We start from the raw sequence: 23181 nt of genomic DNA on the forward strand, positions 1-23181 counted from the left end.
TATCTTTTTTGACCGATGCGGATGTAGACGATGAAATTTATCGGAAAGCTGTTGCTGACGTTGCTGCTGCTGATCGTGTTGGCGGTGGTGGTGCTGTACCTGGTGGGGCAAACTCGCTGGGCGGCAGGCCGCCTGAGCGCCTGGATCAGCGACAACAGCGAATACCGCCTGTCGATAGGAAAAATCACCCATTCGTGGAGCCAGCCGGACCAGATCGCTCTGGAAGACGTGCAGCTGGCGCGCAACGGCCAGCCGCAGGCGCTGGTCGCCAAACGCGTCGATCTCGGCCTCAGCCTGCGCCAAATCACCGAACCGCGCTATTTCCACAGCGTCACGCTGCGCGACGGCACGTTGAACGTGCAGCCGCAGGCGGCGGCGCTGCCTGTACAGGCCGACGTGCTGCAGCTGAGCAACATGGCGTTGCAGTCCAACGATAGCGAGTGGCAGCTCAACGCGCAGCAGGTCACTGCCGGCATCACGCCGTGGCGCCCGCTGGCCGGCCATCTGCTGGGGGACAACAACCAGTTCCAGTTCAGCGCCGGTTCGATGACGCTGAACGGCATACCCGCCTCGAAGGTGTTGGTGCAGGGGGAGCAAAAACAGGGCCAGCTGCTGTTGAACAACTTCGGCGCCAATCTGGCGCAGGGCGACCTGACCGGCGTGGCCAGCCGCGCCGCCGACGGCAGTTGGCAGGTGGATCGCCTGCGGCTGAGCGGCGTGCGCATGCAGACCCCGTTGACGCTGGCGGAATTCATGCAGCGCTTTACCACGCTGCCGCCGGTCACCCTCAAGCGTTTCGATCTGATCGACGCGCGCCTGGAAGGCAAGGCATGGGCGTTTAACGATCTCGATCTGTCGCTGCAAAACGTCAGTATCGAAAAAGGCGACTGGCGCAGCGAAGACGGCTCGCTCAACGTCAACGCCGGCGACGTGATCAACGGCAGTTTCCACCTGATCGATCCGATCGCCACCCTGCGGCTCTCTTCCGCCGGCATCGCCATTCAGCAATTCACCACCCGCTGGGAAGGCGGGCTGCTGCGCACCTCCGGCAACTGGCTGCGCGCCGGCAAACGCCTGCAGCTGGATGAAGTGGCCATGGCGGCGCTGGAGTACACCCTGCCGATCGACTGGCGCGAGCTGTGGCTGAAACCGCTGCCGGACTGGCTGGCGGAGGTGTACGTCACTAAACTGACCACCAACCGCAATCTGATCATCGATATCAACCCGGCATTCCCGTTCCAGATCACCGCGCTGGACGGCTACGGCAGCAACCTGCTGCTGGCGCGCGATCGCCAATGGGGCATCTGGTCCGGCTCGCTGAACCTGAACGGCAGCGAAGCGACCTTCAACAAGATAGACGTGCGGCGCCCTTCGCTGGCGCTGAACGCCGACGCCAATCAGATCGCCGTCACCGAGCTCAGCGCCTTTATGCCTAATGGGTTGCTTGAGGCCAAAGCGACCGTCGATCAGCTGCCGGGCAAGCCGTTCCAGCTGACGCTGCACGGCCGATCGGTACCGATCAACACTTTGCAGCAATGGGGATGGCAGCCGGTGCCGCTGACGGGCGACGGCAACCTTGAGCTGCAGTTGAAAGGGCTGCTGAACAGCGACGGGCCGTTCAAAGCCTCGTTGAAGGGCAATCTGCAGGCCACCGCCGGCGACGGCCAAGCGGTGAACCAACAACTGCCGTAATGCACTGCGCGGCCCGCCCTCAGGGCAGGGCCGCCGCCTTATTCTTCCAGCGCTTCAGAACCGCCCTGATCCAACGGCACATCCGGCTCGGCCGGCAACACCATGTAGGTGCCTTCGAACACCGCGCCTTTATCCTCGTCGCCGAACAGATGTACTTCGGCGTGTACGCGCGCGCGGCGGCCGCGCGCCAGACGCGCCAAATCGCCGCTCAGCGAGCCGAGATCCGCCACCGCCCGCGGCCTGCCGGTGATCGGTTTGCTGTAGCGAATGTGCGCGTCCGCCAGAATGATGGTGCCGCCGAGATGGCGCTCGCGCAGCAGCAGCCAAATCAGCCCCCAGGCGGTCAGCGTCGCCAGCGAGAACAGGCTGCCGGCGAACAGCGTATGGTGTGGATTCTGGTTGCCGATCTCCGGCATGGTGGTGACGAAGCGCTGGCCGGTGTATTGGCTGATGCGCACGCCCATCTTTTCGCTCAGCGGGATATGTTCATACCAGGCCTGCTGCAGTTGGCCGCACCAGTCGGGGCGATGCAGGATATCGTCCAGCGTCGCTACCGGTTTGATCATCAAAAAGTGGCGGATCGGGGTGGTCTGCGGCGCAGTGATCTCCCCCTGATTGACGAACCCCAGCTTGGCGAAGAAGTCCACCGCGTCCTCACGGGCGCTACACACCACCCGCTTCACGCCCTCCTGCCGCGCAACGGACTCCAGCGTCATCGCCACCAGCGTCCCCAGCCCTTTATCCTGCAGCGTCGGGTCTACCGCCAGAAAACGGATCGCCGCCTCGTTGTCGGCATTGATGTACAGCCGCCCTATGGCGACGATTTTACCGGCCTCGTCCACCACCATTTGGTGATGGGCCATGGCGTCATAGGCATCCTTTTCCGAACCCACCGGCTGGTGCAGCGGCTTGCGCAGCATTTCCCAGCGAAACTGGTAATACTCCTTCAGTTCTTGCTCTGTTACGGGTACTCGTAGGTGATACATAGACGCCTGTTCTCCGAATGCTTAGACCTGTAGCCAGAATGTCACCGGACCATCGTTGACCAGCGCCACCTGCATGTCGGCGGCGAACTCGCCGGTCTGGGTCTCTACGCCGCGTTCGCGGCACTGGCCAACAAAATATTGATACAACCGATCGGCTTCCTGCGGCGCAGCGCCGCGCGAGAAGCTGGGCCGCATGCCCTTTTGGGTGTCCGCCGCCAGGGTGAACTGCGAAACGACCAGCACGCTGCCCCCGGCCTGCTGGACGTTGAGATTCATCTTGTCGTTCTCGTCGCCGAAAATGCGGTATCCCAACACGCGTTCGCACAGGCGCTGCGCTTTTTGCTCGTTATCGCCCTGCTCCACGCCCAATAACACTAACAAACCGGGGCCAATCTTGCCTACCGTCTCGCCACCCACCGTGACGCTGGCGTTTAACACCCGTTGAATCAACGCAATCATTCCTGCTGCCCTTCTGGTTTCTGTTCCTGTTGCTCCGCCTTCTGCCGGCGGTAGTCGCGGTATTCGCCGATGGTCACGGTGATTTCCGCGCCGAGTAACACGATACACCAGCTCCAGTAGACCCACAGGAATAAAATCGGGATCACCGCCAGCACGCCGTAAATCAGCTGATAGGAGGGGAACATGGTGACGTACAGCGCGAATCCCTTCTTGCCCAGCTCGAACAGCAATCCGGCCACCACCGCGCCAATCAGCGCGTCTTTGGGCGGCACCCGCACCGTCGGCACGATGCAATACAGCAGCCAGAAGGAGATGCACGACAAAATCAGCGGGAAGATGCGCAGCACCTGATCCACCAAACCGTTGACGCCGGTCTGTGCCAGCCAGTTGAGCGACAGCAGGTAGGAGCTGATGGCCATGCTGGCACCCACCAGCAGCGGCCCCAGCGTCAGCACCATCCAGTACACGGCGAAGGAGAAGACGATCGGCCGCTTGTTCTTGCTGCGCCAGATGGTGTTCAGCACGCTGTCCACCGAGGAGATCAGCAGCAGCGCGGTGACGATCAGCCCGCAGGTGCCGACGGCGGTCATCTTGTTGGAGTTGGCGACGAACTGTTCCAGGTAGTTCTGTATGACGTTGCCGGCGGCCGGCACGAAATTGGAAAAGATGAAGCTCTTCAGCTGTTCGCTGATGTCGGAAAACATCGGGAAAGCGGCGAACAGCGCGAACACCACGGTGACCAGCGGCACCAGCGACAGCAGGGAAACATAGGCGAGATGGCCCGCCAACATCGTCAGGCCATCGTGATCGATACGCTGGTACAGCAACCGTCCGAAGGTGACGCCGGGCTTAATCGCAGAGGGCAGCTTCTTGCGGCGGAAAAACGACATGGTCACTCCTTGATGTCAGTTGATACGCCTTAAGCTTAACGCGCCCTGCGCTCATTGGGCAAAATAGGCCGGCACTACGTCGCGATCGGTGACGTGCACCGTCTTGATCCCCAGCGCCTGCGCGGCGAGGACGTTCGCCGGGTGATCGTCGAAGAACACCGCGTCGGCGGCGGCGGTGTTTTCCGCAGCCAGCACATGTTGATAGATATCGGCCTCCGGCTTGCGCATGCCGAGATCTTGCGACAGATAAAGATGATCGGCGGCGGCGGCCACTTCAGGGTAGTGCTGCGGCCAGTAGTTGCAGTGCAGACGGTTGGTGTTCGACAGCACCACCACCCGGTGACCCTCGTTGCGCAGGCGCTGCATGATGTCGATCACTTCCGGGCGCAGCGCGACGAATACCGCCTGCCAGCCGGTGGCGAATTGCTCGAAGCTGAGCGCGATGCCCATTTCATCGCACAGCTTGCCGGCGAAGTCTTCGTCGCTGATTTCACCGCGTTCATGTTGCTGGAACACCTCACCCATGGTGAAACGATCGGACAGCACCGCCAACGGCGTGCCGCTCAAATTGCTCCACACGCCCAGCACACGCTTGAAATCGATATCGACGATCACATTACCTAAATCAAAGATATACAGCATAGTCCTCTCCTGATGGGCCGGTGAGATTTCACTGTAGCGGGAAAAGGAACAGCTGAACAGGGAGCGAACGGAAAAGCGCATAGCGCGCCGCACAAACGGGGAACAACAGAGGAAAAAACTCAGGGCGCGAGAACCGCGCCCTAAGCATGAGACACTCAATCAGCGATTAAGCGTCTTTAGGACCGCGGCTGGCACGCTTACGATCGTTTTCCGTCAGGTGACGCTTACGGATACGGATCGAGGTTGGCGTCACTTCTACCAGTTCGTCGTCATCGATGAACTCCAGAGCTTGCTCCAGGGTCATTTTGATGGCCGGAACCAGGGTAGTCGCTTCGTCAGTACCGGAAGCACGCATGTTGGTCAGCTTCTTACCGGTCAGGCAGTTTACGGTCAGGTCGTTAGAGCGTGAGTGAATACCGATGATCTGGCCTTCATACACTTCTGCACCGTGGCCCAGGAACAGCTTGCCGCGATCCTGCAGGCCGAACAGCGCGAACGCTACCGCTTTGCCCTGGCCGTTGGAGATCAGCACGCCGTTCTGACGCTGGCCCACTTCGCCCGGACGCACGTCGTCGTAGTGGCTGAAGGTGGAGTACAGCAGGCCGGTACCCGAAGTCATGGTCATGAATTCGTTACGGAAGCCGATCAGACCGCGGCTTGGGATCACGTAGTCGAGACGCACGCGGCCCTTACCGTCCGGATCCATGTTTTTCAGGTCGGCTTTACGCTCACCCATCGCCTGCATCACGGAACCCTGATGCTGCTCTTCGATATCCAGCGTTACGTTCTCGAATGGCTCCTGCTTGCGGCCATCGATTTCACGGAAGATAACTTTCGGACGGGAAACCGCCAGCTCGAAACCTTCGCGACGCATGTTTTCGATCAGCACCGACAGGTGCAGTTCGCCACGGCCGGATACGCGGAAGGCGTCCGCATCGTCGGTTTCTTCAACGCGCAGCGCTACGTTGTGTACCAGCTCTTTATTCAGACGGTCAAGGATCTGACGCGACGTTACGTACTTACCTTCTTTACCGCAGAACGGCGAGGTGTTGACGTTGAAGAACATGGTTACGGTCGGCTCGTCGACGGACAGCGCCGGCAGCGCTTCTACGGCGTTGGTGTCGCAGATGGTGTCGGAGATGTTCAGCTCGCCCAGGCCGGTGATGGCGATGATGTCGCCCGCTTCCGCCAGGGTGCTGTCGATACGCTCCAGACCCAGGTGGCCCAGCACTTTGCCCACTTTACCGTTGCGAGTTTTACCTTCGCTGTCGATGATGGTGACCTGCTGGTTCGGCTTCACTTTACCGCGCTTGATGCGGCCAATGCCGATAACGCCCAGGTAGTTGTTGTAATCCAACTGGGAGATCTGCATCTGGAATGGCGCTTCCAGCTCAACCTGCGGCGCAGACACGTGGTCGACGATCGCCTGATACAGCGGGGTCATGTCTTCCGCCATGTCGGTGTGGTCGACGCCGGCGATGCCGTTCAGCGCAGAAGCGTAGATGATCGGGAAGTCGAGCTGCTCGTCGGTCGCGTCGAGGTTCACGAACAGGTCGAACACCTGATCCACAACCCAGTCAGGGCGCGCGCCAGGACGGTCAACCTTGTTGATGACCACGATCGGCTTCAGACCGTTGGCGAAGGCCTTCTTGGTCACGAAGCGGGTTTGCGGCATAGGGCCATCCATTGCATCCACAACCAGCAGCACCGAGTCAACCATCGACATCACGCGCTCTACCTCGCCGCCGAAGTCGGCGTGTCCTGGGGTATCCACGATGTTGATACGGTAACCGTTCCAATTAATGGCGGTGTTTTTTGCGAGGATGGTAATCCCACGCTCTTTCTCCAAATCGTTGGAGTCCATTACGCGTTCGGTCGCTTCCGCACGCTCTCCGAAAGTACCGGATTGTTGCAGCAGCTTATCAACCAGGGTGGTTTTACCATGGTCAACGTGGGCAATAATGGCGATGTTACGCAAATTTTCGATCACAGCTTTGCCTCGGGCATTAGAAATAGCGCGCTATTGTACACGTATTAAGCGAGGGACTAAACAAGATCACAACCATCTCTTATAAACAACCGCGTACCGGTCAGTTTGTGATCCCTTTCACGGTGCAAAAAGCCGCAATCGTTGCACTTTTGCACCATTTCGGTGCCCGCGCCCACCCTTATTGCACCATAACAGTGCAATTTATCGTTGATGGTGCATACTGTGGCTGGGTAAAACCCGCGCAGAGAGGCGATAAAAGCCTTTTCTAAAAGTTGGCACGCTTTTCGCTTTAGTCTTTTCAAGGCGAAAAAAAGCCAGTTCCACAGATTCGTTCCACGACGACGACAATGATAAACCGGGAGAGTTAAGTATGTCCGCTGAACACGTTTTGACGATGCTGAATGAGCATGAAGTGAAATTCGTAGACCTGCGTTTCACTGACACCAAGGGTAAGGAACAACACGTGACTATCCCGGCTCACCAGGTAAACGCCGACTTCTTCGAAGAAGGTAAAATGTTTGACGGCTCCTCTATCGGTGGTTGGAAGGGCATCAACGAATCTGACATGGTGCTGATGCCGGACGCCAGCACGGCGGTTCTGGATCCGTTCTTCGAAGAACCTACGCTGATCATTCGCTGCGACATTCTCGAGCCGGGCACCATGCAAGGCTACGATCGCGACCCGCGCTCCATCTCCAAACGCGCCGAAGACTTCCTGCGCTCCTCCGGCATCGCGGATACCGTGCTGTTCGGGCCAGAGCCTGAGTTCTTCCTGTTCGACGACATCCGCTTCGGCAGCAGCATCCGCGGTTCCCACGTGGCCATCGACGACATCGAAGGCGCCTGGAACTCCGGTACAAAATACGACGGCGGCAACAAAGGCCACCGTCCGGCGGTGAAAGGCGGTTACTTCCCGGTTCCACCGGTCGACTCTTCGCAGGATCTGCGTTCCACCATGTGTCTGACCATGGAAGAGATGGGCCTGGTGGTTGAAGCGCACCACCACGAAGTGGCAACCGCCGGTCAGAACGAAGTGGCAACCCGCTTCAACACCATGACCAAGAAAGCCGACGAAATTCAGATCTACAAATACGTGGTGCACAACGTGGCGCACGCCTTCGGCAAAACCGCGACCTTCATGCCGAAGCCTATGTTCGGCGACAACGGTTCCGGCATGCACTGCCACATGTCGCTGTCCAAGAACGGCACCAACCTGTTCGCCGGCGACAAATACGGCGGCCTGTCTGAAACCGCGCTGTTCTACATCGGCGGCATCATCAAGCACGCCAAAGCGATCAACGCCCTGGCCAACCCGACCACCAACTCGTACAAGCGTCTGGTGCCAGGCTACGAAGCGCCGGTGATGCTGGCTTACTCCGCCCGTAACCGCTCCGCGTCCATCCGTATCCCGGTGGTCTCCAGCCCGAAAGCGCGCCGCATCGAAGCCCGCTTCCCGGATCCGGCGGCTAACCCATACCTGTGCTTCGCCGCGCTGCTGATGGCCGGCCTGGACGGCATCATCAACAAGATCCACCCTGGCGACGCCATGGACAAAAACCTGTACGACCTGCCGCCGGAAGAAGAAGCCGAGATCCCAAAAGTGGCCGGCTCGCTGGACGAAGCAATGGCCGCACTGAACGAAGACCGCGAGTTCCTGACCCGCGGCGGCGTGTTCACCGACGATGCGATCGATGCCTACATCGAACTGCGCAAAGAAGAGATGGACCGCGTTCGCATGACGCCACACCCGGTTGAGTTCGAACTGTACTACAGCGTCTAAGCCCTACCCGCGCCGTCTGCACAGGCGGGCGGCGCCCACATTTTTGTTATCGCTTTTTTGTTGCCGTGGAAACTTTCAGCCCATCTTCGGATGGGTTTTTTTCTCCACCGTATTTTCTGCAAAACTATTCCATACCGCGCCGATCCCGGATGGAGTAGGATAGATGCACTAAAAAGGTGCAGGAGTCTGCTGTATGGCAACTGGCAAGCTGCCCGATGCTGGGCAGATCCTCAATTCACTCATCAACAGCATCCTGCTGTTGGATGACTCACTGGCGGTTCACTACGCCAACCCGGCGGCACAGCAGCTGCTGGCGCAAAGCTCCCGCAAGCTGTTCGGCACGCCGCTGCCCGATTTGCTCGGTTATTTTTCGCTGAACGTCTCTTTGATGCGCGAAAGCCTGCGCGCCGGTCAGGGCTTCACCGACAACGAAGTGACCCTGGTGGTCGACGGCCGCGCGCATATCCTTTCCCTGACCGCTCAGGCGCTGCCGGAAGGCTATATCCTGGTCGAGCTGGCGCCGATGGACAATCAGCGCCGCCTGAGCCAGGAACAGCTGCAGCATGCCCAACAGGTGGCGGCTCGCGATCTGGTGCGCGGTTTGGCGCACGAGATTAAGAATCCGCTGGGCGGCCTGCGCGGCGCAGCGCAGCTGCTGGCCAAGGCGCTGCCCGATCCGGCGCTGACCGAATACACCAAGGTGATCATTGAGCAGGCCGATCGGCTGCGCAATCTGGTGGATCGCCTGCTCGGCCCACAGCGGCCCGGCCAGCACATTACCCAGAGCATTCATCAGGTCGCGGAGCGCGTCTGCCAGCTGGTGTCGCTGGAAATGCCGGATAACGTCACGCTGGTGCGCGACTACGATCCGAGCCTGCCGGAAATGGCCCACGACCCGGATCAGATTGAACAGGTGCTGCTGAACATCACCCGCAACGCGCTGCAGGCGCTGGGCGAGGCGGGCGGCACCATCACGCTGCGCACCCGCACCGCGTTTCAGATTACGTTGCACGGCACCCGCTACCGCCTGGCGGCGCGCATCGATGTCGAAGACGACGGCCCCGGCGTACCGGCGCAGCTGCAGGACACGCTGTTCTACCCGATGGTCAGCGGCCGTGAAGGCGGTACCGGCCTGGGATTATCCATCGCCCGCAATCTTATCGATCAGCATTGCGGAAAAATTGAATTCAACAGTTGGCCAGGTCATACCGAATTCTCGGTCTACCTGCCCATTCGTCAGTGAGGTTTGCTATGCAACGAGGGATAGTCTGGATCGTCGATGACGATAGCTCCATCCGCTGGGTGCTTGAGCGTGCGCTCACCGGCGCGGGCCTGAGCTGCGCCACCTTCGAAGGCGGCAATGACGTGCTGGAAGCCTTGGCCACGCAAACCCCCGACGTGCTGCTGTCCGATATCCGCATGCCGGGTATAGACGGCCTGGCGCTGCTCAAGCAGATCAAACAGCGCCATCCGATGCTGCCGGTGATCATCATGACCGCGCATTCGGATTTGGACGCCGCCGTCAGCGCCTATCAGCAAGGGGCCTTCGACTACCTGCCGAAGCCGTTCGACATCGACGAAGCGGTGGCGCTGGTCGAGCGCGCCATCAGCCATTATCAGGAGCAGCAGCAGCCGGTGCGCAGCCAGCCGGCCAGCGATCCGGCGGCGGACATCATCGGCGAAGCGCCAGCGATGCAGGACGTGTTTCGCATCATCGGCCGGCTGTCGCGTTCGTCGATCAGCGTGTTGATCAACGGCGAATCCGGCACCGGCAAGGAGCTGGTGGCGCATGCGCTGCACCGCCACAGCCCGCGCGCCAAGTCGCCGTTCATCGCCCTGAACATGGCCGCCATCCCCAAGGATCTGATCGAGTCCGAGCTGTTCGGCCACGAGAAAGGCGCCTTCACCGGCGCTAACCAAATCCGTCAGGGCCGCTTTGAACAGGCCGACGGCGGTACACTGTTCCTCGACGAGATCGGCGATATGCCGCTCGACGTGCAAACGCGCCTGCTGCGGGTGCTGGCGGACGGCCAGTTCTACCGGGTCGGCGGCTATGCGCCGGTGAAGGTCGACGTGCGCATCATCGCCGCCACGCACCAGAACCTGGAGCTGCGGGTGCAGGAAGGCAAGTTCCGCGAGGATCTGTTCCACCGCCTGAACGTGATCCGCGTACACCTGCCGCCGCTGCGCGAGCGCCGTGAAGACATCCCGCGGCTGGCGCGCCACTTCCTGCAGATCGCCGCCAAAGAGTTAGGCGTCGAAGCCAAGAACCTGCACCCGGAAACCGAAACCGCGCTGACCCGCCTGCCCTGGCCGGGCAACGTGCGCCAGCTGGAGAACACCTGCCGCTGGCTGACGGTGATGGCCGCCGGGCAGGAAGTGCTGATCCAGGATCTGCCGGGTGAGCTGTTCGAAACCGCCGCGCCGGAAAGCCCCAGCCACAGTCTGCCGGACAGCTGGGCCACGCTGCTGGCGCAGTGGGCCGATCGCGCGCTGCGTTCCGGTCATCAAAACCTGCTGTCGGAAGCGCAGCCGGAAATGGAGCGCACGCTGCTCACCACCGCGCTGCGCCACACTCAGGGGCACAAACAGGAAGCCGCGCGCCTGCTGGGCTGGGGGCGCAATACCCTGACCCGCAAGCTCAAAGAGCTGGGCATGGAATAGGAGCAGGATGGATGATGAAAAACGCAGTCCGGCGCACAAAAAAACGCCAATCGCAGGCTTTACAGCCGGTGCGGGCGCAGTATGATCGTGTCGCACACTCTGGAGGTTGACGATGCTGGACTCATTCATCGTATTCATTTCTCAGGGCGCGGAGCTGGGCTCCGCTGCCAGTCACACCCCGCAGGCGGCGGTTGCCGCGGTGTTGTGCGCCGCGCTGATTAACTTCTTCAGTTAAAAAAACAGCCGCATCAGCGGCTGTTTTTTCATCCTCAAATCACCCGTGAGAATTGCTGGCTGCGCGCCTGTTGCCGCAGATAGCGGTCAAAACACATGCAGATATTGCGGATCAGCAAGCGCCCGCGCGGCGTGACGCGGATGCCCTGCTCGTCCCGCTCCACCAGCCCATCGCGTTCAAACGGCGCCAGCAGCTGCAAGTCTTCGGCGAAGTAAGCGGTAAAGTCGATGCCGTATTGCCGTTCGAGCGGCTGATACGCCAACCGGAAATTGCAGATCAGGGTTTTGATCAGATCGCGCCGCAGGCAATCGTCGTCCGTCAACGCCAGCCCGCGCCACAGCGCATTACCCTGCGCCTGTACGCTGTCATAGTAATGCTTCAGCTCTTTCTGGTTCTGCGCATAGCTGTCGCCTAGCATGCTGATGGCCGACACGCCCAGCCCCAGCAGATCGCTGTCGCCCTGGGTGGTGTAGCCCTGGAAATTGCGGTGCAGCTTGCCTTCGCGTTGGGCGATTGCCAGCTCGTCGTCCGGGCGCGCAAAGTGATCCATGCCGATGAACTGATAGCCGGTGCCGGTCAAGAAAGCGATGCTCTGCTGCAGGATATCCAGCTTCTGCTGCGCGCCCGGCAGATCGGCGTCTTTGATTTTGCGCTGGGCAGCGAACAAGTTCGGCATATGCGCGTAGTTGAACACGCTGAGGCGATCGGGATTCAGCTCAGCCACCCGCTGCAGCGTGAAAGCGAAGCTTTCCGGCGTCTGTTTCGGCAGGCCGTAGATCAGATCGATATTGGTCGAGCGGAAGCCCAGCGCTTTAGCCCGCTCAATCAGGGCGAAGATAAAGGCCTCATCCTGCTCGCGGTTGACCAGCTGCTGCACCTGCTTGTCGAAATCCTGCACCCCCATGCTCAGACGGTTAAAGCCTTCTGCGCGTAAATGATCGAGCACATCCAGCTCTATCTCGCGCGGATCAACCTCGATCGACATCTCCGCATCGGGCAGGAAATCAAAGTGTTCGCGCAGCAACGCCACCAGCCGGCTGATTTGCGCTTTATCCAGATAGGTCGGCGTACCGCCGCCCCAGTGCATCTGGCCGACCTTACGGCCGGCGAACAGCGGCGCACGGCTGGCGATCTCTTGCGCCAAAACGTTCAGGTATTCGTCGGCCTTGTGCGTCTGGCGCGTCACCAGCTTGTTGCAGCCGCAGAAGTAGCACAGCTTATGGCAGAAAGGGATATGCACGTACAGCGACAGCGGCCGCTCAGGGTAGCGCGCAGCGGCGCGTTGAAACGCCGCTTCGTCGTAGCGCTGGTTAAACTCCAGCGCCGTGGGGTATGAGGTATAACGCGGCCCTGAGTAGTTATATTTTTGGATCAGGGCCAAATCCCAGACAATCGTCTGCTCTGACATGCTCACTCCTTCCGATATCTTTTTCTACCGGGCCGGGAGAGGGGCGGTTGTCTGCGCTGTCTGGCCACGGAAGCGCTGCGAAAACGCGCTTTGCGCTTAGACAGCCGCCATAGTTTACCGAATAACCACAGCAGATAACACATCAAGAGTAGGGCTATTGTCGGGATTAGCCACATAGCGCGTTAAAAGGCGTCTTTCGGATTGCCGCCTTTCAGCAGCTTCAGAATATCTTCCTGCTTCTCTTCTTCTTCGTCGTCGTCTTCGCCCAGTTCGATGCCCAGCACGTCCATCAGCACATCGATGCGATCCAGCGTCTTGTCGACATACGCTTGCTCTTCCGCGTTCAGCGTTTCGCCGTCGTCGATGCGATCCAGCAGCGCGTTCAGGCGCTCGTCATTTTCCAGCTTCGCCAGCTCTTCTTCCGGCGACAGGCGCGGTTTCGCTTCGGCCTTTGGTTTCGGCTGCGGTTTGGCCTTCACTTTGGTCTCGTCGACCACCAGCGCAACCGGCACTTTACTGCCGATACGCGGATCTTTGGCTGCCGCCGCCGATTTGTTTTTCTGGCTGCCGGACTCGACCTGGGTGCGCGAACCGGAAGCGAGGCCACGGCGCTTTTTCAGGCGTTTGCGCTCGCGTGCTTCCTGATCGAGCTCCATACGGCTTTTCTTTTTCGTTTTTGACTTCGCCGCGCTGCCGCGAGGTGCTTTTGATGGCTGGTTCATAGCGTGTGCTCTTAGGTATGTAGATTCAGTATAGAATTGCGGCGGAATCTAGCAGAAAGCGGACAAAGAAAAAAGGCGGCAGGTTAAACCTGCCGCCTATTTCGCACCTTCTCGCGAAGGGTATTCCTGTTACGCGCTCCTTGCGTACATGCAACATCCCGGTTTTTCCCTCTGCTATAACCGCATTCCCTGCCACTACGTCCTTCATCCTGAAAGAAAAATCGTCCATGGCGCAATCCATTCGCATCCGCTCTTCCCGAGCGCGCTTCCTGCGGGCATCCAAATTGCCAATACTTCACCATCCGATGTGCCTGCCGCCTATTCCGGTGCGAAAGGGTCACTTCCTTTTGCGTTCATCCTGGCACTCATTGCACGCCCTGTGCGTTCCCTGAGATTTGTCATCCTTCCCGGATGTTCCCTAATCCTGCGCAACCCTGCGTTAACGGCTACTTTACGTTATTGTTGCGAAGGCTCAAGGCACCTGACGCCGATTTGGATGACATTTCCCTACAACGAAAAAACAACATGTTGTTTTTAAAATAAAAACAGAAATATCACTTTCGAATAAAGCGACATTACCCGCGATTCGAATGGCAAATGTCTCACAACCTACGCGCGGCATAACTGTCGTTTTATCGCGCCCCGCCGCTTAAAAACCGAGAAACACGCCATTTTTACCGCTGATGCAGTTATAATCGCCAACCAGTTAGCCATCCTCACGGAGACGAAAAATTTTGACCAGCAAGAACTACAACTATCATGTGACCCATTTCGTCACCAGCGCACCCGATATTCGCCATCTGCCGGGGGATGCAGGAATTGAAGTCGCCTTTGCCGGCCGTTCCAACGCCGGGAAATCCAGCGCGCTGAATACCCTGACCAACCAAAAAAGCCTGGCGCGCACCAGTAAGACGCCGGGGCGCACCCAGCTGATCAACCTGTTCGAAGTGGAAGACGGCATCCGCCTGGTCGACCTGCCGGGTTACGGCTACGCCGAAGTGCCGGAAGAGATGAAGCGCAAATGGCAGCGCGCGCTGGGCGAATACCTGCAGATGCGCAACAGCCTGAAGGGCCTGGTGGTGCTGATGGATATCCGCCATCCGCTGAAAGATCTCGACCAGCAGATGATCCAGTGGGCGGTCGACGTCGGCACCCCGGTGCTGGTGCTGCTGACCAAGGCCGACAAACTGGCCTCCGGCGCACGCAAGGCGCAGCTCAATATGGTGCGTGAAGCGGTGCTGCCGTTTATGGGGGATATCCAGGTTGAAGCCTTCTCGTCGCTGAAGAAGATCGGCGTCGACAAGCTGCGCCAGAAGCTGGATACCTGGTTTAACGAGATCCCGCCGGAAGTGCTGCCGGAAGACGAAGCCGGCGAATAAGCCCAGGCTGAACGCCAGAGCCGATGCCTCACCGCATCGGCTTTTTTATGCCCGCAGTTCAGCCACAGGCGGGATTTTTTGTTATCTAATTACAGTTCTGAAATAAAGCCATCATAAAAACTTATCGCCAGGGCAGGCTGATCTCACCAAATCACGGCGTTGAGGGAGCGGAAGCGGGAACGAAAAGCGGTGCGAAGAGATAGAAAAAACGTATGGCTTGCTGCTGTTTTTACAATAAAAAACGCCCCAGTCAATACTGACTGGGGCGGCTAAATATTCAGCCAAATCCGATTACGTGAAGTAAAAGGTCTGAAAGATAGAACATCTTACCTCTGTACCCTACGCCTGTAACTCTACATCATTTTTTCACAGGGCAAAAGAATTTTTTGTAGTTTACTTACACAATTTGCGGCACAAGAACGGCGAAGTTGGGGAAACTATCGCCGCATCTTGTAGCTTAATTACGAAAAATGCTTAGGTTCTCGCCAGTTAGCACATCCGGCGATAAACTGGCGATCAGTGCGCCTCATCCCAGTTCATGCCGACGCCCACGTCGACCTTCAACGGCACCGCCAGCGTCATGCTGCCCTCCATCAATTGGCGGATACGTTGGCTGGCTTCTTCGATCACCGACTCGTGCACCTCAAACACCAATTCATCGTGCACCTGCATGATCGCGCGCACCAGCGGCTTCTCCTGCCCTTGCAGCCAGGCGTCGACCTCGATCATCGCACGCTTGATAATATCGGCCGCCGTGCCCTGCATCGGGGCGTTGATGGCGGCACGCTCGGCCGCCTTGCGGCGCATGGCGTTGCTGGAGCGGACGTCCGGCAGATACAGGCGGCGCCCATCCAGCGTGCTGACATAGCCCTGTTCGGAAGCCTGCTGGCGGGTACGCTCCATGTAGTCCAGCACGCCCGGGTAACGCTCGAAGTACAGATCCATATAGCGCTGGGCTTCCCCACGCGGGATCCCCAGCTGACGCGCCAGGCCGAAGGCGCTCATGCCGTAAATCAGACCGAAGTTAATCGCCTTGGCGCTGCGGCGCTGTTCGCCGGTCACTTTATCCAACGGCACGCCGAAGACTTCCGACGCCGTGGCGCGGTGAATGTCTTTCCCTTCGGCGAAGGCCTTCAGCAGCCCTTCATCCTGTGACAGATGCGCCATGATGCGCAGCTCGATCTGCGAGTAGTCGGCCGCGACGATGCGGTAACCTTCCGGCGCGATAAAGGCCTGGCGAATGCGTCGCCCTTCGTCGTTGCGCACCGGGATGTTCTGCAGGTTCGGATCGCTCGAGGAGAGACGCCCGGTCGCGGTCACCGCCTGATGATACGAAGTATGCACCCGGCCGCTGACCGGATTGATCATCAGCGGCAGCTTGTCGGTATAGGTGGTCTTCAGCTTCGCCAGGCCGCGGTATTCCAGGATCACCTTCGGCAGCGGGTAGTCCAGCGCCAGCTCGGCCAGCACTTCTTCGTTAGTGGAGGGCGCCCCGCCCGGGGTTTTCTTCAGCACCGGCAGCTTTTGTTTTTCGTACAAGATAGCCTGCAGCTGCTTGGTCGACGCCAGGTTGAACGGCTCTTCCGCCAGCTCATGGGCCTGCGCCTCCAGTTCCGCCAGACGCTTGGCCAGCTCCTGGGAGTGGGCCGACAAAATGGCCGGATCGATCAGCACCCCGGTGCGTTCAATATGCGAGAGCACCGGCAGCAGCGGCATTTCAATCTCGTTGAACACCGTCAGCAGCTCTGCGCTCTGCTTCAGCTGCGGCCACATCGCCAGGTGCAGCTGCAGCGTGACATCCGCGTCTTCGGCAGCGTAAGGCGCCGCCTGCTCCAGGGCGATCTGGTTGAACGTCAGCTGGTTCTTGCCCTTGCCGGCGATTTCTTCGAAGGTGATGGTTTTGTGGCCCAGATAACGATCGGCCAGGCTGTCCATATCATGACGGCCGCCGACGCTGTCCAGCACATAGGACTCCAGCATGGTGTCGTAGGCGATACCGCGCATCTCAATGCCGTAGCGCGCCAGCAGGCTCATATCGAACTTCAGGTTTTGCCCGACCTTCAGCGCTTTATCGTCCTCCAGCAGCGGCTTGAGCGCTTCCAGCACGTAGGCGCGATCCAGCTGTGGCGGGGCATCCAGATAATCGTGCGCCACCGGCAAATAAGCCGCTTCGCCCGGTGCGATCGCGAAGGACAGGCCGATCAGGTTGGCGGTCAGGGTATCCAGGCCGTCGGTTTCGGTATCGAAGGCAAACACGTCGGCCTTTTTCAGCCGCGCCAGCCAGTCGGTAAAGGTCGCTTCATCCAGGATAGTGATATACCCCTCCTGGGACAGCTTGGCCTCCGCCAGCGCCTTCGGCGCTTCCGCCGCGGCGGCCGGTTTGGCAGCGCCGGCAGCTTTCGCACCCGCGCCTTTCTTGTTTTCCAGCCATACGCCGGCTTCCACGTCCGCCAGCCAGCGTTTGAACTCGTACTGTTTGAACAGCTGTTGCAGCGTATCGACATCCGGCTCGGACACCGTCAGCTCAGCGCAGGTCAGATCCAACTCGACGTCGGTTTTGATCGTCGCCAGCTTATAGGAGAGATACGCGACCTCTTTATTCTGCTCCAGCTTGGCCGCCATAGTTTTGGCACCGCGGAAGCTCAGCGTGGCGATGCTCTCCAGATTGCCGTACAAGGCATCCAGCCCACCGATGCCCTGCAGCAACGCCTGGGCGGTTTTCTCGCCCACGCCCGGCACGCCGGGAATGTTGTCCGATGAATCGCCCATCAACGCCAGGAAGTCGATGATCAGCTCCGGCGGAATACCGTACTTGTCGCACACTTCCTGCGGGCCGAGGATCGTGTTGTTCATGGTGTTGATCAGGGTGACGTTCGGTGTCACCAGCTGCGCCATGTCTTTGTCGCCGGTGCTGATCAGCACCGCGTGGCCGGCCTTTTCGGCCTCCAGCGCCAGCGTACCGATAACGTCGTCCGCCTCAACGCCGGGCGTCACCAGCAGCGGCAGGCCCATCGCCTTGACCATGCTGTGCAACGGCTCGATCTGCGCTCGCAGATCGTCCGGCATCGGCGGCCGGTGCGACTTGTATTCGGCGAACAGCTCATCGCGGAAAGTCTTCCCTTTGGCATCAAACACCACGGCAACGTGGCTCGGTTGATACTGCAGCAACAGGCTGCGCAGCATATTCAGCACGCCGTACATCGCGCCGGTCGGCTCGCCCGCCGAGTTAGTCAGCGGCGGGAAGGCGTGATAAGCGCGGTAGAGGTAGGAGGAACCGTCAACCAGGATTAGTGGGTTTTCTGCAATCTGGGCCATAGCGTTTCTTTATCGTGATCGGACATAGGGGTAAGCATGCCATAGCTGGCCGCCGGAGACGAACCTTAGCGTGCATTACGGACGAAAATGATGTGATGGGGCGTGAGGATCCGCAAGATCTTACCTGTGGATAACTTTGTGCATAGAAAAGAGACCGAATTATAACGCTCCGATTATCGTTATAACGGCGAATAAAATTCCTATTTAAATCACCGCGTTAAAAGAACGAATTCCGGCGACGCTTTATTACTGGCTTTTATTGGATTTGTGGATATAACTTTCGCCGGATTTTAATCGCACTATTAATCAAATTCGGCGCCTCAATTACCCTAGCACAAGCTGGGAAAGTTGCACGAAAACTCAGCAAATGGTTATCCGATGAGACGAAAAACAGTCATTTTTAGCGGCGCTTTACCCCGGCGATTTCTGTTAAAATATGTTTTTGTTCATGCGCTTCGGCATGCAACGATGTTCTCAACAACCGTCAGCCCATAACCATGCCAAGATTGTTAACGCCTGTTATCTTTATCATTTCCGTCATACTCACGATTCTGGTGACGGTGTTGTGCTCCATCCCCATCACGCTGGCCGGCATCGTGAAACTCCTGGTGCCCATTCCCGCCGTTTGGCGATATATCTCGGCTTTTGCCGATTTCATGATGTGGTGCTGGTGTCAGGGGCTGGCCCTGTTATTGCGCATTAACGGGCAATTGCGTTGGGATATTGAAGGGCTGGAGGGGCTGGATCGAAAAAACTGGTATCTGCTGATCAGCAACCACGAAAGTTGGTCGGACATTGTCGTATTATGCGTGCTGTTCAGAAATCATATTCCAATGAATAAGTACTTCCTCAAGCAACAGTTAGCCTGGGTGCCTTTTGTCGGTCTGGCCTGTTGGGCGCTGGACATGCCATTCATGAAACGTTACTCCCGCGCCTATTTACTCAAGCATCCGGAGAAACGCGGCAAGGATATCGAAACGACGCGCCGTTCCTGCGAAAAATTCCGTCAGCGTCCAACCACCATCGTCAATTTCGTCGAGGGTTCGCGCTTCACGGAAGCCAAGAAAATTAAAAGCAATTCGCCGTATCGCAATTTGCTGGCGCCCAAAGCCGCCGGCATTGCGTTTACGCTCAGCGCACTGGGCAATCAGTTCGACAAAGTGTTGAACGTTACCCTGCTCTATCCGGAAAATAACCAACGGCCCTTTATGGATATGCTGTGTGGGCGGCTGACGCGTATCGTGGTAAGAATAGAAACGCTGCCGATCGATGAAACCCTGCACGGGGACTACTTCAACGACAAACAGTTCAAGCGGCGCTTCCAGCTGTGGCTGAATACGCTGTGGCAGGAAAAAGATCGGTTGCTGGATAAATTGAAGCGGCAATACGGGTAAAAAAAACGCCGGCAATGCCGGCGTTTTTCATGCTGAATCAGGCTTATTTCTGCTGGCTAAGGAATTTAACCACGTCGGCGAACTGCTTCACGTACGCGTCCATCGAGCTGGTGTCCAGGCCATCGTTTTTAACCATGTATTTGCCGTTCACGAATACCGCCGGCACACCGCGCAGCTGCAGATCTTCCGCGGCTTTCTCCTGTTGAACCACCAGAGATTTCACCACGAAGCTGTTCCAGGCCGCGTCATAATCAGCGGCGGTCACGCCCGCTTTCACGAAGACGTTACGGATATCGTCCGGCGTTTGCACGGTCTGGGTTTTCTGTACCGCTTCAAACATCAGCGGGCTTACTTTGTCTTCCACGCCCAGCGCCATCGCAACCGCCCATGCCTGAGTCAGCTGTTTGCCCAACGGCCCCAGGAACTCCACGTGGTACTTGGTCATTTTGGTGCCGGCAGGCAAGGCCTTCTTCACGTTTTCAGACACGTGATAGACCTGCTCGAACTGGTAGCAGTGCGGGCAGTAGAAGGAGAAGAACTCCAGCACCTGCGGCTCGCCGGTCACCGGCTTGTCCAGGGTCACGTACTGAGCGCCATCGCTAAACTGTGCCGCCGAGGCGCTGAATGCCATCACCATGCCAACGAGCGCCAACCATATTTTTTTCATAAGACTAAACTCTCCATTGTGTTAAAGCTTCAATACATTGGCGTCAGCTGCAGAGGAGGCTCCTGCAACAGCTTAACCTGCTCGGTGAAGGCCGCAGTCTGAGACAACCAGAAATCAGACTCCACCATCCACGGAAAACTCTTAGGAAAGGCCGGATCCTGCCAACGGCGGGCGACCCAGGCCAGGTAATACACCATGCGCATCGCCCGCAGCGGCTCGATCAACGCCAACTCACGCTGATCGAACTCGGCAAATTCACCGTACGCCTCCAGCAAGACGTCCAACTGCATCAGTTGATCGCGGCGTTCGCCGTGCAGCAGCATCCACAAGTCCTGCACCGCAGGGCCATTACGTGCGTCATCAAGATCGACGAACAGCGGGCCGTCGCGCCACAAAATATTGCCCGGATGGCAATCACCGTGCAAACGGCGCGGCTGCCAGTTCAGATGCCAGTGCGGCTTGATCGCCGCGATCAGGTTATCCGTCGCCTGCAGGAACCCCTCACGCTGCGCTACCGGCAACAGCTCGCAACCGGCCAACACCTGACGCGGGGCGGTGAGATACTCTTCAACCCCCATCGTCGGCCGCTCGGCGAACAAACGCTCACCACCGACCTGATGGATACGCCCCAAGAAGCGACCCACCCATTCCAACTGATCCAGGTTGTCTATCTCGTACTGCCGCCCGCCCACGCTGGGGAACAGGGTAAAGAAGAACCCAGCGTGCGTATGCAGCGTAGCGCCTTGCAACGCCAACGGCGCTACCGCCGGGATCTCCGCCTTCGCCAGATCCAGAGCGAACTGGTGCTCCTCACCGATCTGCGCAGCGCTCCAGCGCTCCGGGCGGTAAAACTTCACCACGTAGCGCCGGCGATCTTCGTCCATAAACTGATAGACGCGGTTCTCGTAGCTGTTCAGCGCCGTCAGACCGGAGTCGACGCGCAGGCCAACCCCTTCTAGCGCGTCCATAATCAAGTCGGGCGACAGAGTGTCGAAATTAAAAGCAGAGTTATTCATAACGTTCGTTTGATCGCTGACAGCACGGTGCCGGGAATGAGAAATAGTAGCATTAATGGCGCGTTTCACGAGCTATGCTTTCTCGCACCGCACGAAGGTCAGTCCTTAATAACCCCGCGAGCGCGCAACAGCGCCGTTTTAAAATCTTCTTCGTAATCTTTCTTCAGGCCCGGGATCTGATCCGTGCCGGCGCTGCCGCGCATTTTCAGGTGGTAAATAAGAATATCATCGCTCAGCTCGGACAACTCGCCCTGGAAGCCCGCTTCCTTCGCCAGTTTTTGCAAAAACTGCATCAAATTGAGATCGGGATCTTCCTGCCAGGCCGGGTGCAACAGCTCGATCAACTCATTTACGCGATGCGTTTTCATCTCAATATCGTCCAATAGCATGAATAAACTCACAAAGTAACAGGCTTACCCACGCAGTGAAAGAACCGGCTTGTCAATAAAGGTAAATCCTGATGTCACGCCGGCTTTAGCGCTACAATCAGCGCATCGACAAGGCGGGATAAACGAGATGCATAAAGAAATCAGCGGCGTAATTTTGGCCGGCGGGCGAGCCACGCGCATGGGCGGTGAGGATAAAGGCCTGGTGTCGATTGGCGGTATCGCACTCTATCAGTATGTTCTGGCCCGGTTACGGCCGCAGGTGGCTTCCGTCGCCATCAGCGCCAACCGCAATCAGGCACGCTACCAGGCGAGCGGTTTGCCGGTGATTGGCGATCTGACGCCCGATTTCGCCGGGCCGTTGGCCGGGATGCTCGCCGGGCTCAAGCAATCTCCCAACGAGTGGGTGGCCTTCGTCCCTTGTGACGTCCCCGACTTTCCCGCCGACTTAGTCGCGCAGCTATGGCAGCAAAAAGGCGCAGCGCCAGCGGCCTTTGCCAGCGATGGTGAACGAGATCACCCTACGCTGGCGTTATTGCATACCCAAACAGCGCCGAAGCTGGCTGACTATCTGACGCGGGGTGAACGCAAGCTGATGCTGTTCTTGCATCAGATTAACGCACAACGCGTGGTGTTCAGCGGTCAACAAGCGGCATTTCATAACCTGAATACGCCGGAAGACTGCCGGAATTGGCAGCAAGCACGCGAGCTAAAGAAATGAATCGTTCATTGCCCCCCTTACTGGCCATCGGTGCCTATAGTGGAACGGGAAAAACCACCCTGCTCAAACAGTTGATCCCGATGCTGAAACAGCGCCAGGTGAGGGTTGGGTTGATAAAGCATACGCATCATGACATGGATGTGGATACGCCGGGCAAAGACAGCTATGAGCTGCGCAAAGCGGGTGCCGACCAAACGCTGGTCGCCAGCGATCGTCGCTGGGCATTAATGACCGAAACGCCGGAACAACAACCTTTGGACCTGCGCTACCTGGCAGAACGTTTTGATGCCGATAAGGTCGATTTGATTCTGGTGGAAGGGTTCAAACATGAGCCGGTCAGCAAGATCCTGCTTTATCGGGCTGAGATCGGCAGACCGTTGGAAGGCATGCTGGATCAGTTTGTCGTGGCGGTAGCCAGCGATCGGCCGCTATCCATCGCGGCTAAGCAATTGGATCTCAATCAACCGGAAAGCATCGCCGATTTTATTGTCGAGTGGTTGAACGGCGCAGCGTAGCTGCGCTTTTTTGCGTTTTACGCATAGCAAAAAGCCCTGAACGTCAGTTCAGGGCTTTCGGCTTTATTTGATGCCTGGCAGTGTCCTACTCTCGCATGGGGAGACCCCACACTACCATCGGCGCTACGGCGTTTCACTTCTGAGTTCGGCATGGGGTCAGGTGGGACCACCGCGCTATTGCCGCCAGGCAAATTCTGTTTCATTCCAACCGCGCCACTCTCGTGCCGCCATCAGAACCAATCTGTAAACAAGCTGAATATTGTCTTGGTCTCACCAAAACACCTTCGGTGTTGTAAGGTTAAGCCTCACGGATCATTAGT

Annotated in this window: 21 protein-coding genes and 1 rRNA gene; 9 read left to right on the forward strand and 13 right to left on the reverse strand. The window is 58.4% G+C overall.

What is annotated here, in order from left to right; genetic code table 11:
- Positions 1-30: 30 nt before the first annotated feature.
- Positions 31-1692: an AsmA family protein gene (locus QOL81_RS23640; protein WP_102985147.1), complete on the forward strand. Its 1662-nt coding sequence runs from the start codon at positions 31-33 to the stop codon at positions 1690-1692.
- 38 nt (positions 1693-1730) lie between these two features.
- Here the strand turns inward: QOL81_RS23640 and fabY are convergent, their stop codons facing one another.
- From fabY to typA, 5 genes are all read right to left on the reverse strand, one after another.
- A complete protein-coding gene (fabY, locus tag QOL81_RS23645) occupies positions 1731-2678 on the reverse strand; it encodes a fatty acid biosynthesis protein FabY (protein WP_004931235.1) in 948 nt (315 codons plus the stop codon).
- A gap of 21 nt (positions 2679-2699) precedes the next feature.
- A complete protein-coding gene (gene dtd, locus QOL81_RS23650) occupies positions 2700-3137 on the reverse strand; it encodes a D-aminoacyl-tRNA deacylase (protein ID WP_025304712.1) in 438 nt (145 codons plus the stop codon).
- On the reverse strand, positions 3134-4027 hold the full coding sequence (locus QOL81_RS23655; RefSeq protein ID WP_049201866.1) for a virulence factor BrkB family protein: 894 nt from the start codon (positions 4025-4027) through the stop codon (positions 3134-3136). The genes dtd and QOL81_RS23655 overlap by 4 nt, the downstream gene beginning before the upstream one ends.
- Before the next feature lie 51 nt (positions 4028-4078).
- Complete coding sequence (yihX, locus tag QOL81_RS23660) at positions 4079-4669, reverse strand: glucose-1-phosphatase (protein WP_060425015.1); 591 nt, start codon at positions 4667-4669, stop codon at positions 4079-4081.
- A 166-nt stretch (positions 4670-4835) separates the two neighbouring features.
- A complete protein-coding gene (gene typA, locus QOL81_RS23665; protein WP_004931243.1) occupies positions 4836-6659 on the reverse strand; it encodes a ribosome-dependent GTPase TypA in 1824 nt (607 codons plus the stop codon).
- A gap of 370 nt (positions 6660-7029) precedes the next feature.
- On the opposite strand from typA, the gene glnA reads away from it, so the two are divergent.
- From glnA to QOL81_RS23685, 4 genes are all read left to right on the forward strand, one after another.
- Positions 7030-8439 carry a glutamate--ammonia ligase gene (glnA, locus tag QOL81_RS23670; RefSeq protein WP_019452181.1) on the forward strand — a complete coding sequence of 470 codons (1410 nt, stop codon included), beginning with the start codon at positions 7030-7032 and terminating at the stop codon, positions 8437-8439.
- Positions 8440-8632: 193 nt separating this feature from the next.
- A complete protein-coding gene (gene glnL / locus QOL81_RS23675) occupies positions 8633-9682 on the forward strand; it encodes a nitrogen regulation protein NR(II) (protein ID WP_004931246.1) in 1050 nt (349 codons plus the stop codon).
- 8 nt (positions 9683-9690) lie between these two features.
- Positions 9691-11103 carry a nitrogen regulation protein NR(I) gene (gene glnG / locus QOL81_RS23680; RefSeq protein ID WP_015379452.1) on the forward strand — a complete coding sequence of 471 codons (1413 nt, stop codon included), beginning with the start codon at positions 9691-9693 and terminating at the stop codon, positions 11101-11103.
- Between the two features lie 112 nt (positions 11104-11215).
- Positions 11216-11338 (forward strand): YshB family small membrane protein, encoded by a 123-nt coding sequence (locus QOL81_RS23685; protein WP_015379453.1) that lies wholly within the window; start codon positions 11216-11218, stop codon positions 11336-11338.
- A 34-nt stretch (positions 11339-11372) separates the two neighbouring features.
- Here the strand turns inward: QOL81_RS23685 and hemN are convergent, their stop codons facing one another.
- Together hemN and yihI are read right to left on the reverse strand one after the other, a co-directional pair.
- Entirely contained in the window at positions 11373-12746 is a 1374-nt protein-coding gene (hemN, locus tag QOL81_RS23690; RefSeq protein WP_060425017.1) for an oxygen-independent coproporphyrinogen III oxidase, read from the reverse strand.
- Between the two features lie 182 nt (positions 12747-12928).
- Positions 12929-13468: a Der GTPase-activating protein YihI gene (gene yihI / locus QOL81_RS23695; RefSeq protein ID WP_071890410.1), complete on the reverse strand. Its 540-nt coding sequence runs from the start codon at positions 13466-13468 to the stop codon at positions 12929-12931.
- Between the two features lie 734 nt (positions 13469-14202).
- On the opposite strand from yihI, the gene yihA reads away from it, so the two are divergent.
- A complete protein-coding gene (gene yihA, locus QOL81_RS23700) occupies positions 14203-14847 on the forward strand; it encodes a ribosome biogenesis GTP-binding protein YihA/YsxC (protein ID WP_019452177.1) in 645 nt (214 codons plus the stop codon).
- Positions 14848-15124: 277 nt separating this feature from the next.
- On the opposite strand, the gene spfP is transcribed toward yihA, so the two are convergent.
- Together spfP and polA are read right to left on the reverse strand one after the other, a co-directional pair.
- On the reverse strand, positions 15125-15172 hold the full coding sequence (gene spfP / locus QOL81_RS25820; protein WP_071892919.1) for a small protein SpfP: 48 nt from the start codon (positions 15170-15172) through the stop codon (positions 15125-15127).
- 191 nt (positions 15173-15363) lie between these two features.
- Complete coding sequence (polA, locus tag QOL81_RS23705) at positions 15364-18162, reverse strand: DNA polymerase I (RefSeq protein ID WP_070913806.1); 2799 nt, start codon at positions 18160-18162, stop codon at positions 15364-15366.
- Positions 18163-18659: 497 nt separating this feature from the next.
- Between polA and yihG the strand changes: the two genes are divergently transcribed.
- Positions 18660-19556 (forward strand): 1-acylglycerol-3-phosphate O-acyltransferase, YihG family, encoded by an 897-nt coding sequence (yihG, locus tag QOL81_RS23710; protein WP_015379457.1) that lies wholly within the window; start codon positions 18660-18662, stop codon positions 19554-19556.
- Positions 19557-19599: 43 nt separating this feature from the next.
- Here the strand turns inward: yihG and dsbA are convergent, their stop codons facing one another.
- From dsbA to QOL81_RS23725, 3 genes are all read right to left on the reverse strand, one after another.
- Complete coding sequence (dsbA, locus tag QOL81_RS23715) at positions 19600-20223, reverse strand: thiol:disulfide interchange protein DsbA (protein ID WP_004931264.1); 624 nt, start codon at positions 20221-20223, stop codon at positions 19600-19602.
- A gap of 29 nt (positions 20224-20252) precedes the next feature.
- Complete coding sequence (locus QOL81_RS23720; protein WP_060441436.1) at positions 20253-21239, reverse strand: serine/threonine protein kinase; 987 nt, start codon at positions 21237-21239, stop codon at positions 20253-20255.
- A 98-nt stretch (positions 21240-21337) separates the two neighbouring features.
- Positions 21338-21607 carry a YihD family protein gene (locus tag QOL81_RS23725; protein WP_004931268.1) on the reverse strand — a complete coding sequence of 90 codons (270 nt, stop codon included), beginning with the start codon at positions 21605-21607 and terminating at the stop codon, positions 21338-21340.
- 148 nt (positions 21608-21755) lie between these two features.
- Here QOL81_RS23725 and mobA point away from each other — a divergent pair, with 148 nt between their 5' ends.
- Both mobA and mobB read left to right on the forward strand, forming a co-directional pair.
- Positions 21756-22346: a molybdenum cofactor guanylyltransferase MobA gene (gene mobA / locus QOL81_RS23730; RefSeq protein ID WP_060441435.1), complete on the forward strand. Its 591-nt coding sequence runs from the start codon at positions 21756-21758 to the stop codon at positions 22344-22346.
- Complete coding sequence (mobB, locus tag QOL81_RS23735; protein ID WP_060425412.1) at positions 22343-22861, forward strand: molybdopterin-guanine dinucleotide biosynthesis protein MobB; 519 nt, start codon at positions 22343-22345, stop codon at positions 22859-22861. Before mobA ends, mobB begins: the two co-directional genes overlap by 4 nt.
- A 72-nt stretch (positions 22862-22933) precedes the next feature.
- On the opposite strand, the gene rrf is transcribed toward mobB, so the two are convergent.
- Positions 22934-23049, reverse strand: a 5S ribosomal RNA gene (gene rrf / locus QOL81_RS23740).
- Between the last annotated feature and the right edge of the window lie 132 nt (positions 23050-23181).

The organism is Serratia sp. CC22-02 (genome assembly GCF_900182895.1).
In the GTDB taxonomy this organism is placed as follows: Bacteria; Pseudomonadota; Gammaproteobacteria; order Enterobacterales; family Enterobacteriaceae; genus Serratia; species Serratia nevei.

Excerpts from the sequence above, each read along its gene's own strand:
- QOL81_RS23640 (WP_102985147.1), top strand. The coding sequence starts at position 31 with ATGAAATTTATCGGAAAGCTGTTGCTGACGTTGCTGCTGCTGATCGTG.
- QOL81_RS23685 (WP_015379453.1), top strand. The coding sequence starts at position 11,216 with ATGCTGGACTCATTCATCGTATTCATTTCTCAGGGCGCGGAGCTGGGC.
- yihX (WP_060425015.1), bottom strand. The coding sequence starts at position 4,669 with ATGCTGTATATCTTTGATTTAGGTAATGTGATCGTCGATATCGATTTC.
- mobA (WP_060441435.1), top strand. The coding sequence starts at position 21,756 with ATGCATAAAGAAATCAGCGGCGTAATTTTGGCCGGCGGGCGAGCCACG.
- yihG (WP_015379457.1), top strand. The coding sequence starts at position 18,660 with ATGCCAAGATTGTTAACGCCTGTTATCTTTATCATTTCCGTCATACTC.
- glnA (WP_019452181.1), top strand. The coding sequence starts at position 7,030 with ATGTCCGCTGAACACGTTTTGACGATGCTGAATGAGCATGAAGTGAAA.
- polA (WP_070913806.1), bottom strand. The coding sequence starts at position 18,162 with ATGGCCCAGATTGCAGAAAACCCACTAATCCTGGTTGACGGTTCCTCC.
- QOL81_RS23720 (WP_060441436.1), bottom strand. The coding sequence starts at position 21,239 with ATGAATAACTCTGCTTTTAATTTCGACACTCTGTCGCCCGACTTGATT.
- dsbA (WP_004931264.1), bottom strand. The coding sequence starts at position 20,223 with ATGAAAAAAATATGGTTGGCGCTCGTTGGCATGGTGATGGCATTCAGC.
- yihI (WP_071890410.1), bottom strand. The coding sequence starts at position 13,468 with ATGAACCAGCCATCAAAAGCACCTCGCGGCAGCGCGGCGAAGTCAAAA.
- hemN (WP_060425017.1), bottom strand. The coding sequence starts at position 12,746 with ATGTCAGAGCAGACGATTGTCTGGGATTTGGCCCTGATCCAAAAATAT.
- QOL81_RS23725 (WP_004931268.1), bottom strand. The coding sequence starts at position 21,607 with ATGAAAACGCATCGCGTAAATGAGTTGATCGAGCTGTTGCACCCGGCC.
- mobB (WP_060425412.1), top strand. The coding sequence starts at position 22,343 with ATGAATCGTTCATTGCCCCCCTTACTGGCCATCGGTGCCTATAGTGGA.
- glnL (WP_004931246.1), top strand. The coding sequence starts at position 8,633 with ATGGCAACTGGCAAGCTGCCCGATGCTGGGCAGATCCTCAATTCACTC.
- glnG (WP_015379452.1), top strand. The coding sequence starts at position 9,691 with ATGCAACGAGGGATAGTCTGGATCGTCGATGACGATAGCTCCATCCGC.
- fabY (WP_004931235.1), bottom strand. The coding sequence starts at position 2,678 with ATGTATCACCTACGAGTACCCGTAACAGAGCAAGAACTGAAGGAGTAT.
- QOL81_RS23655 (WP_049201866.1), bottom strand. The coding sequence starts at position 4,027 with ATGTCGTTTTTCCGCCGCAAGAAGCTGCCCTCTGCGATTAAGCCCGGC.
- dtd (WP_025304712.1), bottom strand. The coding sequence starts at position 3,137 with ATGATTGCGTTGATTCAACGGGTGTTAAACGCCAGCGTCACGGTGGGT.